The sequence below is a fragment of the Nocardia arthritidis NBRC 100137 genome (assembly GCF_001612765.1).
GTDB classification, from domain to species: Bacteria; Actinomycetota; Actinomycetes; order Mycobacteriales; family Mycobacteriaceae; genus Nocardia; species Nocardia arthritidis.
Genome location: NZ_BDBB01000036.1, coordinates 66260 through 81180, shown reverse-complemented (window position 1 = coordinate 81180; position 14921 = coordinate 66260). Strand labels below are relative to the sequence as shown.

General features: G+C 69.3%; 14 protein-coding genes. 5 read left to right on the top strand and 9 right to left on the bottom strand.

Features of this window, described 5'->3' with window-relative positions:
• The first annotated feature begins 152 nt into the window (after positions 1–152).
• The 3 genes from NA8_RS23635 to NA8_RS33055 all read left to right on the top strand — a co-directional run bounded on the left by NA8_RS23635 (position 153) and on the right by NA8_RS33055 (position 1519).
• Positions 153–758: a CBS domain-containing protein gene (locus NA8_RS23635; protein WP_063052541.1), complete on the top strand. Its 606-nt coding sequence runs from the start codon at positions 153–155 to the stop codon at positions 756–758.
• On the top strand, positions 755–931 hold the full coding sequence (locus NA8_RS33995; RefSeq protein ID WP_157106877.1) for a hypothetical protein: 177 nt from the start codon (positions 755–757) through the stop codon (positions 929–931). The genes NA8_RS23635 and NA8_RS33995 overlap by 4 nt, the downstream gene beginning before the upstream one ends.
• Before the next feature lie 285 nt (positions 932–1216).
• Positions 1217–1519, top strand: a complete 303-nt coding sequence (locus NA8_RS33055) for an AraC family transcriptional regulator ligand-binding domain-containing protein (protein ID WP_084467036.1) — start codon at positions 1217–1219, stop codon at positions 1517–1519.
• Here NA8_RS33055 and NA8_RS23630 read toward each other — a convergent pair.
• Positions 1440–2345 carry an acyl-CoA thioesterase gene (locus NA8_RS23630; RefSeq protein WP_063052540.1) on the bottom strand — a complete coding sequence of 302 codons (906 nt, stop codon included), beginning with the start codon at positions 2343–2345 and terminating at the stop codon, positions 1440–1442. The two genes, NA8_RS33055 and NA8_RS23630, sit on opposite strands and share 80 nt — an antisense overlap.
• A 208-nt stretch (positions 2346–2553) precedes the next feature.
• Here NA8_RS23630 and NA8_RS23625 point away from each other — a divergent pair, with 208 nt between their 5' ends.
• Complete coding sequence (locus NA8_RS23625; RefSeq protein WP_063052539.1) at positions 2554–3426, top strand: PaaX family transcriptional regulator; 873 nt, start codon at positions 2554–2556, stop codon at positions 3424–3426.
• Positions 3427–3465: 39 nt separating this feature from the next.
• Here NA8_RS23625 and NA8_RS23620 read toward each other — a convergent pair whose 3' ends face one another.
• The 4 genes from NA8_RS23620 to NA8_RS23605 are packed head-to-tail and all read right to left on the bottom strand — an operon-like array spanning position 3466 to position 8511.
• Positions 3466–4695, bottom strand: coding sequence for a dienelactone hydrolase family protein (locus NA8_RS23620; RefSeq protein ID WP_063052538.1), 1230 nt, complete (start codon positions 4693–4695; stop codon positions 3466–3468).
• Between the two features lie 38 nt (positions 4696–4733).
• Entirely contained in the window at positions 4734–6452 is a 1719-nt protein-coding gene (locus tag NA8_RS23615) for a flavin reductase (protein ID WP_063052537.1), read from the bottom strand.
• Complete coding sequence (locus NA8_RS23610; RefSeq protein ID WP_063052536.1) at positions 6449–7678, bottom strand: styrene monooxygenase/indole monooxygenase family protein; 1230 nt, start codon at positions 7676–7678, stop codon at positions 6449–6451. Before NA8_RS23610 ends, NA8_RS23615 begins: the two co-directional genes overlap by 4 nt.
• A 26-nt stretch (positions 7679–7704) precedes the next feature.
• Positions 7705–8511: an SDR family oxidoreductase gene (locus tag NA8_RS23605; protein WP_063052535.1), complete on the bottom strand. Its 807-nt coding sequence runs from the start codon at positions 8509–8511 to the stop codon at positions 7705–7707.
• Between the two features lie 320 nt (positions 8512–8831).
• Between NA8_RS23605 and NA8_RS23600 the strand changes: the two genes are divergently transcribed.
• Positions 8832–9842: an AraC family transcriptional regulator gene (locus NA8_RS23600; protein ID WP_245663965.1), complete on the top strand. Its 1011-nt coding sequence runs from the start codon at positions 8832–8834 to the stop codon at positions 9840–9842.
• 120 nt (positions 9843–9962) lie between these two features.
• Here NA8_RS23600 and NA8_RS23595 read toward each other — a convergent pair whose 3' ends face one another.
• Genes NA8_RS23595 through NA8_RS23580 form a run of 4 tightly spaced genes read right to left on the bottom strand, consistent with a single transcriptional unit; the run spans position 9963 to position 14837 of the window.
• A complete protein-coding gene (locus tag NA8_RS23595; RefSeq protein ID WP_063052534.1) occupies positions 9963–12347 on the bottom strand; it encodes a bifunctional salicylyl-CoA 5-hydroxylase/oxidoreductase in 2385 nt (794 codons plus the stop codon).
• 7 nt (positions 12348–12354) lie between these two features.
• Entirely contained in the window at positions 12355–12795 is a 441-nt protein-coding gene (locus tag NA8_RS23590) for an acyl-CoA thioesterase (protein WP_084467040.1), read from the bottom strand.
• A complete protein-coding gene (locus NA8_RS23585; RefSeq protein ID WP_063052532.1) occupies positions 12792–14405 on the bottom strand; it encodes an AMP-binding protein in 1614 nt (537 codons plus the stop codon). Before NA8_RS23585 ends, NA8_RS23590 begins: the two co-directional genes overlap by 4 nt.
• A 39-nt stretch (positions 14406–14444) precedes the next feature.
• On the bottom strand, positions 14445–14837 hold the full coding sequence (locus tag NA8_RS23580; RefSeq protein ID WP_063052531.1) for a RidA family protein: 393 nt from the start codon (positions 14835–14837) through the stop codon (positions 14445–14447).
• Positions 14838–14921: the final 84 nt, after the last annotated feature.

Sequence of the window (14921 nt, the reverse complement as noted above, 5' to 3'; positions counted from 1 at the left end):
CTTCCCCACCCATGATTCGCGAATTATCTTTCGCATGTCAAGCTTCGTGAGAAGATTGAACAGATTTCTGATTGACGAAAACAATTTCGCTAGTTATGGTTCTTGTGTCGGTGGTTTCGCCGGCGATCCTCATCGCAAGGAGGTCGAGGTAGATGCGTGTCCACGAGGTGATGTGCCGTCCGGTGGTGACGGTCTACGCCGACACCCCGGTGCGGGTGGCGGCGGTGACGCTGGCCCAGCGCGGGTTCGCCGCGCTGCCGGTGCTGCACCGCGACCAGCGCCTGGCCGGAGTACTCGCCAGCGGCGACATCCTGCGCGCCGGGCAACCCGACACCGGGGTCACGGCAGGGCAGGTGATGAGCACCCCGGCGCTGGCCGCGACCGTCGACCAAGAGCTGGCCGAGGCGATCGCGATGCTGCTGGCCCACGGGGTCCGCTCGCTGCCGGTGCTCGACGAGCGAGGCCGGGTCCAGGGCATGTTCAGCCGCGGTGACGCGCTGCGGATCATGCTGCGCCCCGACGAAACGATCGCAGCCGACGCGCAATCGCTGCTCGACGACTACACCGGCCGCCGCCGCTGGCGCGCGACCGCGGCCGAGGGCACCGTGACCGTCACCGGGGACTTCGCCGACGCCTCCGAACGCCGCATCGCCATCGCTCTGGCCCGCACCGTGGCCGGGGTTCGCGAGGTCACCCTCAACACCGTTTCCCCGGCCCCCGCCGGCGGCGCGCCCGCCACCACCGGGAGCATCCGATGACCGCTACCGCGAACCACCCCCACCCGGCCCGGGCGCGGACCCCGGAGCCCGACACCGCATCTCCTGGGGTGAGCACGATCGTGCTCGTCATCGACGCCACCGACCCGGTGCCGGTGCGCACCCTGCCGGCCGCCGCCGCGCGGCTGAGCCCGCGCGACCACACCAACCAATAACGTTGGGAGCCAAGCCAACCAGCAACCAGCCATCACCGCAGAACGAACCGCGGCTCACCAGCGATCACCTGCCGTTACCCATATCCGTTGGTTTTTCGGCGGTTGCTACCGGAACCCCGTCTACTGGCCGGATGGTGGCGTAGAACTACCACAGCCGCACCGGCGGCCGCGGCATGCGTGCGCGCGTCGAAGTCGACCGGTGGCGGTGATGGCCGGTGTCTCGCTCATGATGCCAGCACGGCGTAGCGGCCTACCCGAACGCGGTGCGTTCCTTGGCGTAGGCGACTGCCGGTGCGGGTCCGCTTCCGGCAGGCCGCGCCTCGACGGCACGATCAGTTCGTCGAGACCTTCGGCACGACGCGGATCGAGTTCGGCACCCCGACTGATCAGCTGGTGTTCCGTGCCGCCGACCTGGCGCAGCCGCTCACAACCGCCGACCCGATGCTGGAGACCGTCGGGATGGTGATCGACGGGCTCGTTGCACCTGGCCTGCTTCGTCGACTGACGGTCATCCCTTGCGGATCATGCCTTCCTGCAGCACTGTTGCCAGGTGGCGGCCGTCGCGGGCGAAGAAGCGGCCATAGTTGAGGCCGCGGCCGGACTCGGCGGCGACGGCGTCCTGGACGTAGAGCAGCCAGTCGTCGAGCGGGCCGGGGCGGTGGAACCACATGGCGTGGTCGAGGCTGGCGGTGACCAGGGCGGGGTCGGCCCAGGGGAGGCCGAGCACGCGCAGGGTCGGCTCGAGGATGGTGTAGTCGCAGACGTAGGCGAGTGCGGCCAAGTCGCGCTGGTCGTTGTGCAGGCCCTCGACCGGGCGCAACGGGTCGAACGGCTTCACCCAGACAGCCTGATGCGGGGCGCGCTCGCCATCGATCTCCAGGTACACCGGCGTGGGCACGTGCCGCATGTCGAAGCTGCGTCCGGTCGACCAGTAGGCTTTCGATTCCTCGGTCATCGAGCCACCGCTGCGGTCGCGTAGGTAGTCGGCCGAGCTGGGCAAGGTGTCCGGGTCGGGGGCGGTGTCGGCGAGCGTCGCCGCGTAGCTGCCGCCGGGCTCTCCCGCGGCGAAGTTGGCCAGGCCGATGTAGATCGGCTTGCCGTTCTGGTAGGCGCGCACCTGCCGGGTGCTGTAGCCGCGGCCGTCCCGCAGCACCTCCACCTCGTAGCGGACCTCGGCGCCGATGTCGGCGGGGCGCAGGAAGTAGCTGTGCATGGAGTGCAGGGTCTTGCCGTCGGCGACCGAGCGGATCGCCGCCACCGCGGCCTGAGCCACCAGGTCGCCGCCGTAGGCCTTCGGCCAGGGGCAGGGCTGGGTGGTGGCGGTGAAGGCGAGGTCGAAGTGCTCGGGTTGCGCCGGGGTGAGGGTGATCGCGGCGGTGAAAATCCCCGAGGTCGTCGTCAAGGTGTCGGTCATCAGCGCTCCAGCCGGTCGAACGTGCGGACGTCACCGGCGGGGCCCGCCGGTTCCCTGAATATGTCGTATGCGTTACGACAATAACATATCAAGCATATACATCTTGCTTGCTGATCGAGGGACGCAGTTCAGAGATCCACTGCGGCAGTCACGCCCACCAGTCACGTCCTACTTCGTGACGCACACCGTTGTGACGTATGGTGCAGGCATGACGGCAGAGCTCGAATCGACCGGAGCCGCTGGCGCCGCAGGCGGCCGGGACACTCGCCTCGCCCAGTTCATCATCACGATCTTCGGCTTGTGCGCTCGCGCGGAAGGCAATTGGCTCTCCATCGCCTCGGTGGTCGCACTCATGGCCGACCTGGGCGCGGAGGGCCAGGCCGTCCGCTCCTCCATCTCGCGGCTCAAGCGCCGCAACGTGCTGGTCAGCGAGCGGCACGCGGGGGCGGCGGGCTACTCGCCGGCACCGCAGACATTGGAGGTGCTCGCCGAGGGCGACGCCCGCATCTTCCACCGCACTCGCGCCACCGAGAACGACGGCTGGGTGGTCGCGGTGTTCTCGGTACCCGAATCCGAGCGCGAGAAGCGCCATTCGCTGCGAACAACGTTGACCCGCTTGGGTTACGGTACCGCCGCGCCGGGCGTGTGGGTGGCGCCGGGCAATCTCGCCCGCGAGACCGAGCAAACGTTGCAACGGCGCGAATTGACCTCCTACGTCGACCTTTTCACCGGCCGGCACAAGGGGTTCGGCGAACTGCGAGAGAAGGTCACCACCTGGTGGGATCTGGACGAGCTCACCACGCTCTACACCGAATTCCTCCAGCAGTATCGGCCGGTGCTGTATCGGGTGACCAGTGAGAACGTCACACCGCGTGAGGCTTTCCAGCTCTACGTACCGATGCTCACCCAATGGCGGCGCCTGCCCTACCTCGACCCGGGCATCCCGCTGTCGCTGCTGCCGCCCGCCTGGCCCGGTGAGGCGGCGGGCACGCTATTCGACCAATTGAACGAGGCACTGAGCCCGCTGGCCCACAAGCACGCACTCGCTGTGATCCACGGTAAGCGATCCCAGGGCGCTTGAGAGCCAGGCGGCCGACACCGCCCGGGGCACTCAGCTGATCTACTTCCCTTCGCTCGCAGCCCAATTCGGCATCAGCTCGTTGGATGGCAGCGTCTTGTCCAGCAGCTTGCGGCCCTGCTCCCGGCCGGATACGGGCAGGCCCGCGGGGTCGAGCAGGCCGATCTGCGCCAGCACACTCGCCTGGTCCCAGTAGATGTGCTCGTTGTAGAGCTTGTCGCCGCGGAATGTCACGATCGCCACCAGCGGCACCTCGACGTAGCGGCCGGTCGGCGCGACACCGGGCAGCATCCAGTCGATCTCGCGGTCGTGGGTGAAGCAGAACAGCTGCTCCTCGACGATGCGGTCGGCGCCGATGGTTCGCGAGATCGGGATCGACTTGGTGTCGGCGGGATTGCTGTGCACGAAGTGGTGGGCGTAGAACCGGGACAGGTCGCGGTGGCCGACACCGCCGGTGAGGGTGGGGATGTGGTTGACGTAGGGCTCCGCCACCATCGTCGCCATCGTCGCCGGAACGTCGCGAGCCTCGAATTCGTAGTGGATGTGGCCGTCCCACAGGGCGGACAGGTCGTAGCGCGGGCCGATGGCCTGGCGCAACGCCTCGAGCGTGCGGGAGTAGGCCATGCCGGTGCTGAGCGGTTCGTAGGTGTCGCGGCCGAAGGTGGCGAAAGCGTGGTCGACGCCGGGGTAGTCGTAGATCCGGACGCGGTCGTTGCCGTCGAAAGCGGCGCGGATGGACCGGCGCGCGGGTTCCGGGCAGTAGTGGTCGAGTTCAGCGAGATGGAACACCACCGGGACACGCAGTTTCGCGGCCTCGTCGAGATGCTCGTGCACGCCGACACCGTAGTAGCTGACCGCCACGTCGATGGGCAGCCGCACCGCCGACAGATAGGCCAGCAAACCGCCGAGGCAGTAGCCGACCGCGCCGACCCCACCGGCCTGGTTGTCCATGGCGCGCAGGGCGGCGACGGTGTCGGCGATGTCGGCGAGGGCCGAATCGAGGTCGAGTTCGTCGCGCAGGTGCAGGCCGCGGGCGAATCCTGCCTCGTCATAACCGAGTTCGACCCGCGGCTGCGAGCGCCAGAACAGGTCGGGCACGAGGACGACGTAACCCTCCTCGGCGAAGCGGTCGGCCATCCGGCGCATGTAGTCGTTGATCCCGAAGATCTCCTGCAACAGCACCAGGCCGGGGCCGGAGCCGCGCGGCGGCGCGGCCAGATACGCGGCGAAGCGTTCGCCGGAGGGTTTCACGACGTCGATGTAGTTGCCCACAGAGCGGTCCTTTCCGCCGGTTCACGCCGGCGCGGAAGTCAGACGAAGTCGGGGTGTTCGGCGGCAACGCGGTAGGCGCCGGAATGGAACACCAGCGGCGCACCGTCGCTGGTGTCGAAGTGCTCGACCTCGCCGATGAAGATGATGTGGTCGCCCGCCTCCACCCGCTGCACGGTGCGGCACTGGAAGCGTGCGATGCTGCGGTCCAGCAGCGGCACGCCGGCGATGCCGTCGCGGTAGGCCACGTCGGCGAATTTGTCGGGGGCCGGGGTGGCGAACTGCCGGGACAGCTCGTACTGGTCGGCGGCCAGCACATTCACGGCGAAATGACTGGCCGCGATGAGATCGGGCAGGCTCGGCGCCTTCTTGGCCGGGCACCACGCGATCAACGGCGGATCCAGCGACACCGAGGTGAACGAGTTGGCGGTCACGCCGATCTTGCGACCGTCCGGCGCGCGGGTGGTGACCACGGTGACGCCGGTGGCGTACTGGCCGAAGGCGTTACGCAGGGCGCGCGGATCCACCGGACGGTCGGCGGCGCGCACGGCCGCGAGCATCCGCTCGGCGTCGGCGCGGTCGAACCACCAGTCGTGCAGGGTGCTCGGATCGTCGAAGCCTGCCGCGAACAGCGCGGCCACCGCGGGTTCCTCGGCCGCCACCGGGATCAGGTCCACGACGTGCGCGGGCAGCCCGCCCAGGACGCGGTTGGTCCAGGCCACCGACCACCGGCCCCAGCTGCGCCAGAACGATTCGAACGTCTCGTGCATCCATTCCGCGTCGAAAGGTTGCGCGCCCCGTTGCAGCACCGCGTCGAGGTAGATGCCCGCCGCGTGCACGGCGTTGTTGGCGCCCTGCGCGGTGATCGGGTCGTTGAGCACCACGGCATCGGCAAGGCCGAGCACGGGATGCCCCGAGGCGGTGTAGGAGACGGGCTTGCGCACGATCGGGGTGAGCCTGCCGCGCAGCACCGCGTACTCGTCGGTGAGTTCCACCTCCCGAGCGCGCGCCGCGACCGCGGGGAACACCTCGTCGAGCACCGCCAGGCAGCGGCGCAGGTGTTCGCCGGGGCCGGTCACGTCCTCGAAGCGGTCCATCGGCCCGCCCGGCACGCCCTCGAAGACCAGGATCGAGCACGGGCCGGTAGTGGTGAGCGCGGGCAGGGTGATCAGCTCCCCCACACCGGCGGCGACGGTGACGGTCAGCTCCGTGCCGGTCTCGTCGGGTAGCAGGCCGTGCACGTAGGCGACGGCCAGCACCCGCTGCGGCCGGTCGTAGGGCGAGCGGACGGCGTCGCGGACGAACATCCGGCCCAGATCGCCGGTGCCGGTCGCCACGATGGTCAGATCATGTTGCCGGGCAATCACATCCAGCCGGCCGGGGTCGACATCGGCGACCTGGAAGTCACCGCCTGCCGCGACGAAGTCCTCGATCAGCGCGGCGCAGGCCACCCGCTGGTCAACCGATTGCGCGGATGCCTCGAACGCCGAGACCACCGTGCCGACGCCGTCGACGGTCAGCGCCAGCCGGTCGATGGCCGGGGCGACGATACCCGCCCCGCCGATGATTCGGTCCATCACCCGCACCGCCGACCCGAACAGACACTGGCTCGACAGCACACCGCCCGCGCGCACCTGGTCGGGATCACGGTCGCCGATCAGCGTGACCGCGCAGCCGTGCCTGCGCAGCCCCAGCGCCACCAGGGCGCCCGCCTGCCCGGCGCCGACGATCGCGATCCGCCGCTGCGCCCGCGCGCTCATGCCACCACAGCGAGGTCGTCGAGATACGACTTCGCGCTGTCGGGGTCCATGAACCAGTGGAAGAAGTCGCGCGGGTCGTCGAAACCGTTGGCGAAACGGCGCGCGATCCGAGGATTGTTCCCGGCCGCGCCGAGCAGCTGCAGGACATGCTCCGGCGGCGGGACCAGCAGCGCGTTGGTCCAGGTGGCGACGTAGCGGGCGTAGTCCCAGTACCGCTCGAAGGTGTCCTGCATGAAAGCGCGGTCGAAGGGGCGCTCACCGTGTTCGAGGATGCTGGCCAGATATGACGACGCGCACTTGCTGGCGTTGTTGGAGCCCTGGCCGGTGACCGGGTCGTTGAGCACCACCACGTCGGCCATCCCGAGCACGGTCGCGCCCGAGGGCAGCACGCCGACGGGGCGTCGCACTGTAGGCGGGAAACGCCCGGCCAGCACGCCGAGGTCGTCGGTGAGTTCCACATCGAGGCACCGTTCGGCCTCCCACGGCAGGTAAGTGCGCACGACGCCCAGCGCGAGCTCGAGATGCTGCTGCGGGTCGGTGACGCCGTTGAAGCAGTCCATCGGCCCGCCTGGCACGCCCTCCATCACCATGATCTCGCAGGGCCCGGTGGTGGTCAGCGCCGGGAAAACGAAATACTCGCCGATACCGGGAATCATGTTGAACGACACAGCCGAGAACGTCTCGCGCGGCGTCATGCCCCGCACGTAGGTGAGCGCGAGGGCGCGCTGCGGGGCAGCGAAGGTCGAGCGGGTGGCGTCACGCTCGAACAGCTTGGCGATATCGCCCTTGCCCGCCGCGACGAGCACCAGGTCACTCGAGCGCGCGTACTCCTCCAGGTCGTCGACGGTGGCGTCGTGGATATCGAGAAGGCCACCGCGCTCGGTGAATTCGGCCATCCAGCGCGGCATTTTCACCCGCTGGTCCACCGATTGGGCGGGGAGGTCGAGCCGGGAATCCCAGGAGATGGCCTTGCCGCCCGCGCCGTCGGGCACGGTGAAGCCGATGCCCTCCACGTCCGGGCATTCGCTCGCCCAGAAGTCGATGCCGAGCACGCGTTCGCGCGCCAGCGCTGCGCCGAACATGCACTGGCTGGAGCTGACCCGGCCGTTATAGATCTGCTCGGGAGTGCGGTTGGAGACTATGCGGACCTCGTGTCCGGCCGCGAGCAGGCCGAATCCGAGCTGCAGGCCGGATTGCCCGGCGCCGACGATGGTGATGGAAGGCATTGATGTGTTCCTTTCGAGCGTGTGGTCTAGGCGGTCGCGTCGACCGCGGCGAGTCGGGGAATGGCGGGCACCGCCTGCTCCGGGCCGAGCGCGGAGTAGCCGCCGTCGACGGCCCAGTCGGCCCCGGTGACGAAGGAGGCGGCGTCGGAGGCGAGGAAGGCGATCACGCGGCCGACCTCGTGCGGGTCGCCGACGCGGCCGAGCACGTGGAAGGGGGCGGCGACGGCGTCGGTGTGCGCGCGGTTGCCGCCGGAGAGGTCGTCCATGATCTTCGACCACGTCCAGCCCGGGCTGACCGAGTTCACCCGGATGCCGTCGCCGGCGTAGTCGGTGGCCATGCTGCGGGTGACCTGCACGATCGCGGCCTTGCTGGCCGGGTAGACCCAGCGGCCGGTCTGGGCCACCTTCGACGAGATGGAGCTGAGGTTGATCACCGCGCCGCCCGAGCGGGACAGATGCGGGCGCGCGGCCGCGGCGAAGACCACCGCGCCGACCAGGTTCACATCGAGGGTCTTGCGCCAGGTCGCCCGGTCGGTCTCGGCGCCGTCGTCACCGTAGGAGCAGGCCAGGTTGACCAGCACGTCCAGGGAGCCGTAGCGCTCGACGGCGGTGGCCACGCACCGGGCGATGGAGTCGTCGTCGGTGACGTCGGTGTGGACGAAGGTGGCAGCGCTGAACCGCTGTGCGACCTCGGTCCCCGCGGTGTCGTCGATGTCGGCGACCACCACCCGCGCGCCCGCGGCGACGAGTTCCTCGACGACCGCGGCACCGAACAGGGTGGCCCCGCCGGTGATGATCGCGGTCTTGTTCGCTAGTGAGCTGGAATGTGGCATCACGCCTCCGAGACGCTGGTTCCTGTGAGGGCTGTCACGGTAGGGTCGCGACGGGTGCACAGCTATCCGCGGAGCGCGGGAGTTGTCCGAAGTCTGTGGATCCATGACGACAGTTGCCGGAGCGGACTGGACAGTGTGAGCCCGATCACGGCAGACTGGCACGCGTCGCGATGCCCGATCTTCCCGGCAGGCGCGGACCGGCGGATCGATCTCGCGATTCTTGACACGCCGGACCACGGCAGGGAACACAATGGTAACGCGCGTTTGTGACGATGGTCATTGAATCGTCATGCGTTGAAACCATTCCGTGGAGGACGCCGTTGCAGTACGAGGACCGGCCGCTGGCCCGCCACCAGCTCACGACATCCGGCGATCCCGACCTCGTCCGCTCGGCCGTCGGCACCGCGTTCTGCGACCACCGCCTCTCGCCCCTGCGCCGCGACATCGCCCTGGACGCGCACTTCCACGGCGTGCGCTGGGACACCGCCGGTGTCTACTACCTCGAATACGGCACCGACGTGCGCATCGATCCGCGCGACCTCGACGACTTCTATCTGATCCAAGTGCCACTCGAAGGCCACGCCGCGATCACGGTCGGCTCGCACAGCTTCGTCTCCACCGCCGAGGTCGCCTCGGTGCTCGAGCCCGGCGACCGGGTGTCGATGTCGTGGGAGGGCGCCAACCGGCAGCTGCTGCTGCGGCTGGACCGAGCCACCGTGCACGACGCGGTGCGCAAGAAACTCGGCCGCGAGCCCTCCGCGCCGCTGGTGTTCGACCCGCGCATGGACCTCACCACACCGTCCAACCGGACCTGGCGCGCGCTGCTCACGCTGCTGGTGGACGCCATCGATCGCGCGGCCGCGCCAACCTCCATCGCGGTGCGGGAGTTCGAGGGACTGCTGATCAGCCAGCTCATTCTGGGCCAGCCGCACAACTACCGCGACGAACTCGACCGCAGGCCGCAGCCGGTGGTGTCGCGACCCATCGCCAAGGCGGCCGAACTGATCGAGGCGCACGCCCACGAGCCGCTGACCGTCGACGACATCGCCGACGCGGTGGGCATCGGCACCCGCACCCTGCAGGACGGCTTCCGGCGCTACTACAACACCACACCGATGGCCTTCCTGCGCGATGTCCGGCTGCGCCGCGTGCGCACCGACCTGCTGCAGGCCGACCCCACCCTCACCACCGTCACGGACATCGCGATGCGCTGGGGCTTCCTGCACCCTGGCCGATTCTCGGTGCTCTACCGCGACCGCTTCGGTGAATCGCCCTCGCAGACATTGCGTTTGGCGACCGACGGGGCGCAGACCCGCGCCGCCGCCGGCTGAGGGCCCGCGCCCCAACCCCTACTTCGGAGGCACCGATGTATGCCGGGTTCCGTGGTCGCAAACCCCGGGCGCCGAAACGAATGTGCCCGGGAGCATGAAGCTCCCGGGCACATTCCGGTGTCAGACCGCTGCTGTCACTCGGGGTGGCGTCCACCGCCGCCGGGGCGCCGCCGACCTCCCGGTCGCACGGATCAGTTCCAGGCGCGGGGGCGGGCCGTCGGTGCGGCCGGTGGGCGGTTTGCGATTGCCCGCGCGGAAGGGGGCGGGCCATTCGGCGGCCTCGCCCCGGTAGCCCTGTTCCACGGCGGCGTGCAGGGTCCACTGCGGGTCCCACAGATGCGCGCGCCCGATGGCGACGAGGTCGGCGCGGCCGGCCAGCAGCACCGAGTTGACGTCGTCGTGGGAGGAGATGGCGCCCACGGCGACGACGGCGACACCGTGCGGCACCCCGACCTCCTGACGGATGCGGTCGGCGAAGGGCGTCTGGTAGCTGCGGCCGTAAGCGGGCTTCTCGTGCTCGACCACCTGGCCGGAGGATACGTGCAGCACATCGACGCCGTGTTCGGCGAAGGCGCGGGCGATCTCGACCGCGTCGTCGAGGGTGTTGCCGCCCTCGGCCCAGTCGGTGGCCGAGATACGCACCGACAGCGGGCGATCGGCCGGCCACACCTGCTTGATCGCGTCGAACACCCGCAGCGGGAAACGCAGCCGGTTGTCCAGGCTGCCGCCATACTCGTCGGTGCGCTGGTTGGCCAGCGGCGAGAGGAACGCCGAGAGCAGATAACCGTGCGCGCAGTGCAATTCGAGCAGGTCGAAGCCGGATCGCGCGGCCGCCGCGGCGGCGTCGGCGAACTGCTGGGTCACCCGATCCATCTCCTCGGCCGTGATCTCGCGCGGGGTGCGGCTGGCGGGACCGTACGGGATGGCCGAGGGGCCGACCGTCTCCCAGCCGCCGGACTCGAGCGGGTCATCGATGCCCTCCCACATCACCTTGGTAGCGCCCTTGCGGCCGGAATGGCCCAGCTGCACACCGATCTTGGAGCGTGTATTGGAGTGCACGAAATCGACGACCCGCGCCCAGGACCGTTCCTGCTCCTCGGTGTAGAGCCCGGCGCAGCCGGGGGTGATGCGCCCTTCCGGCGACACGCACACCATCTCGGTCATCACCAGGCCCGCGCCACCGAGCGCCTTGCTACCCAGATGCACCAGGTGGAAGTCGGTGGGCACCCCGTCGACGGCGGAGTACATGTCCATCGGCGATACCAGGATGCGGTTGGGCAGCTCCACGTCCTTGAGCCGCAGCGGGTAGAACATCGGCGGCCGCGGCGTCTCGGCGGCGCCCTCCTGGCTGGACAGGTACCAGCCGTCGATGGCGTCGACGAAGCCGTCGTCGCGCAGCCGCAGGTTGTCGTAGGTGATGCGGCGGCTGCGGGTGAGCAGGTTGAAGGCGAACTGGTCGGGGTGCTGGTCGGTGTACTGAGCGATGGACTCGAACCACTCCAGACTGGCCTGCGCGGCGCGCTGCACCGATTCGACCACCGGCTTGCGCTCGGCCTCGTAGGCCGCCAGACCGCTGACCACCGAATCGTTCTCGTGCAGGCAGGCCGCCAACGCCAGCGCGTCCTCCATCGCCAGCTTGGTGCCCGAGCCGATGGAGAAGTGGGCGGTGTGCGCGGCATCGCCGATGAGCACGATGTTGCCGTTGCGCCAGGTGCGGTTGCGCACGGTGGTGAAAGTGATCCACCGGGAGTTGTTGGCCTGCAGGCTGTGACCGTCCAAGTCCTCGGCGAACAGTTCCGCGATCAGCGCGATCGATTTCTCGTCGTTCTCGCCCGGCGCGAACTCCCGGTCCGCGAAGTCGGCGAAGCCGGCCTCCCGCCACACCGATTCGCGCATCTCGACGATGAAGGTGCTCTGCTCGGCGCTGAACGGATAGGCGTGCACCTGCATTATCCCGTGCGGGGTGTGCTTGACGAAGAACTCGAACGCCTCGAACACCAGGTCGGTGCCCAGCCACATGTACTTGTTGCGCCGCGAGTCAAGGCTCGGCTCGAACACCTCGGCGTAGCGGGTGCGCACCGTGGAGTTGATGCCGTCGGAGGCCAGCACCAGGTCGTGGGTGCGCGCGAGTTCCTCGACGTCGGGGGCGGGCGTGCGGAAGTGGACGGTCACGCCGAGGTCGGCGCAGCGGCGTTGCAGCAGCCGCAGCAATTCCTTGCGGCTCATCGCCGCGAAGCCCTGCCCGCCGGAAGTGCGCACCTGGCCGCGGTAGTGGATGTCGATGTCGCTCCAGCGAGCGAACTGCTCGCTCATCCCGCGGTAGATCTGCTCGTCGGCGTGCTCGATGCCGCCGAGGGTCTCGTCGGAGAACACCACGCCGAACCCGAAGGTGTCGTCGGGGGCGTTGCGTTCCCAGATGGTGATCTCGTGACTCGGGTCGAGCTGTTTCATCAGGGCGGAGAAGTACAGGCCCGCGGGCCCTCCGCCGATCACGGCGATTCGCATCGAAGCCTCACTGGTGTCGGGGGGAAATCGGTTCGGTAGTCGGCGGCCGTGTGCCGCGCAGCGCGGCGGCTGCCTCCGCGGGCCACGGCTGCGAACCGTCCGCGGGGTCGGGGGCGTGCACCGCGGTGAGCACACCGCGTGCCGCGAGGGTCGGCGGGTGCGGGTCCGCCGGAACGCGGGTGACGACGAAGTCGTAGCGCACCGACGAGCGCCCGAGCCCGGCCACGGACAGGGCGATGGAGGCGGTCTCGCCGAACCACAGCCGGTCCAGGTAATCGACCTCGAAGCGCACCCGCGGGATGCTGCCGAACAGACCGCGCAGTCCGAGGCTGTCGAGCAGAGCCGCCTCGGCGGCCTCCACCCAGCGGATGACGGTGCTGTGGTGGTAGTGCCCGGCCGCGTCGGTGTCCTGCCAGTCCACCACCCGGTCCACCACGATGCCGCTCATCGCGCGGCCTCCCACTGCTCGCGCACCTTGAAGCGCTGCAACTTGCCGCTGGGGTTGCGCGGCAGCTCGGTCACGAACTCGATGCTGCGCGGGTACTTGTAGGGGGCCGCGGTGTTCTTGACGAAATCCTGGAGTTCGCTGATCTTCCCGGCATCGCCGTCGACCCCGGCGCGCAGTACGACGGCGGCGTGCACGATGCTGCCGCGGTCCTCGTCGGGCACGCCGACAACCGCGCACTCCTCCACGTCCGGGTGCCGGTCGAGCACGGCCTCCACCTCGGGGGCGCCGATGTTGTATCCGGCGGAGACGATCATGTCGTCGCTGCGGGAGTGATACCAGATGTAACCATCGGCATCGCGGGTGCAGGTGTCGCCGGTGCGGTTCCAGCCGCCGCGCACGTAGTCGCGCTGGCGCGGATCGGCCAGGTAGCGGCAGCCGGTGGGGCCCTTGACGGACAGCAGGCCGGGAGTGTCGTCGGCCACGGGATTGCCGTCGTCGTCCTGGATCTCGACACGGAACCCCGGCACGGCGCGGCCGAGGGAACCGGGCCGGATGTCGTCGTCGGCGGCGGAGATGTAGATGTGCAGCAACTCGGTGCCGCCGATGCCGTTGACAATCGACAGCCCGGTCTGTTCGCGGAAGCGGGTGAACACCGACTCGGGTAGGTACTCCCCCGCCGACACGCACCGCCGCAGCGTACGCAGCCTGCTCACATCGTCGCGTTTCAGCAGCGCCTTGTAGGCGGTCGGCGCGGTGAACAGCACCGTGACGCCGAACTTTTCGATCGCTTCGACCAGTGCGGCGGGGTCGGCCCGTTCGAGCAGCACCACCGAGGCGCCGACCCGCAGCGGGAAGATCACCAGCCCGCCGAGCCCGAAGGTGAACGCCAGCGGCGGGGTACCGATGAACACGTCGTCCGGGCGCGGGGCGAGGATCTGCGCGCCGAAGGTGTCGGCGATGGCGAGCACGTCGCGGTGGAAGTGCATGGTGGCTTTGGGTGTTCCGGTGGTGCCGGAGGTGGGCGCGAGCAGCACCACGTCGTCCGCGGCTGTCTCGGCATCGGTGAAGGTCGGTGGTTTCACGGCGGCGCGGCGGGTGAGGTCGTCGGCGGCCTGACCGCCGACCGGCACGATCGGCAGATCGGCGGCCGCGGCGAGTTCCTCGGTGAGCCGGTGCTCGCACAGCGCCAGCGCCGGACGGGTCAGGTCGACGAGCTTGGTCAGTTCGGCCGCGCGCAGCAGCGGCATGGTGGTGACCACGACGCCGCCGGCCTTGACCACCGCGAACCAGCAGGCGACCAGCCACGGGGTGTTGGGTGAGCGCAGCAGCACCCGATTGCCGGGAACCAGCCCGAAGTCCTCGGTGAGCACGCGCGCGATCCGGTTGGCCGTGTCGAGCAGATCGCCGTAGCTCCAGGTGGATTCGCTCGTGGACAGGCACGGGCGGTCCCGGCCGTGGCGCGCTACGGCGCCGTCGAGCAGGACGCTCGCGCAGTTCAGGCGCTCCGGATACCGCAGGGCAGGCAGGTCGAAGACGAATTCCGGCCACTGCGACGGCGGCGGGAGGTTGTCCCGGCAGAAGGTATCGGTGTGGGCCGAGGGAGTGAGCATGGTTGCGCCCTTTCGGAGACTGGGATCGGGGCCGCGCGCTCAGTCGATCGCGGCGACGGCCTGGATCTCGATCAGGGCCTCGGGCTGCCACAGGGCGGTGACGCCGACGCCGGTCATCGCCGGGTACTCGGCGCCCGCCAGTTCGCGCCAGATGCGCCCGATCTCCTTGCCGTTGGCTTGGTAGTCGGGGATGTCGAGCAGGTAGATCGTCACGCTCAGCAGGTCCTGCGGACGCCCGCCCGCGGCCTCCAATGCCGTCAGCGTGTTCGACAACGCCTGCCGGAACTGCTCGACGATCCCGCCCTCGACGATCTCGCCGTCGGCGTCCATCGCCGTCTGACCGGCCAGGTGCACGATGCCGCGATGCCGGGTGGCGTGCGCGAAACCGGACGGCTTGGCCAGGGTTGCGGGATTGATTCGATCGACAGCCATGTCGCCTCGCTTGGAGTGGAGAAGGGGTAGTGCGGCTCACGATATAGTGCTATCGTCACCATCGTCAACAGAGCGCGATATACG

Bases quoted from the DNA above. Each gene is read 5' to 3' on its own strand.
- NA8_RS23630 (WP_063052540.1), bottom strand. From the start codon at position 2,345: ATGACCGACACCTTGACGACGACCTCGGGGATTTTCACCGCCGCGATC.
- NA8_RS23615 (WP_063052537.1), bottom strand. From the start codon at position 6,452: ATGAGCGCGCGGGCGCAGCGGCGGATCGCGATCGTCGGCGCCGGGCAG.
- NA8_RS23595 (WP_063052534.1), bottom strand. From the start codon at position 12,347: ATGCGAATCGCCGTGATCGGCGGAGGGCCCGCGGGCCTGTACTTCTCC.
- NA8_RS23635 (WP_063052541.1), top strand. From the start codon at position 153: ATGCGTGTCCACGAGGTGATGTGCCGTCCGGTGGTGACGGTCTACGCC.
- NA8_RS23590 (WP_084467040.1), bottom strand. From the start codon at position 12,795: ATGAGCGGCATCGTGGTGGACCGGGTGGTGGACTGGCAGGACACCGAC.
- NA8_RS23625 (WP_063052539.1), top strand. From the start codon at position 2,554: ATGACGGCAGAGCTCGAATCGACCGGAGCCGCTGGCGCCGCAGGCGGC.
- NA8_RS33995 (WP_157106877.1), top strand. From the start codon at position 755: ATGACCGCTACCGCGAACCACCCCCACCCGGCCCGGGCGCGGACCCCG.
- NA8_RS23610 (WP_063052536.1), bottom strand. From the start codon at position 7,678: ATGCCTTCCATCACCATCGTCGGCGCCGGGCAATCCGGCCTGCAGCTC.
- NA8_RS23585 (WP_063052532.1), bottom strand. From the start codon at position 14,405: ATGCTCACTCCCTCGGCCCACACCGATACCTTCTGCCGGGACAACCTC.
- NA8_RS23580 (WP_063052531.1), bottom strand. From the start codon at position 14,837: ATGGCTGTCGATCGAATCAATCCCGCAACCCTGGCCAAGCCGTCCGGT.
- NA8_RS23605 (WP_063052535.1), bottom strand. From the start codon at position 8,511: ATGCCACATTCCAGCTCACTAGCGAACAAGACCGCGATCATCACCGGC.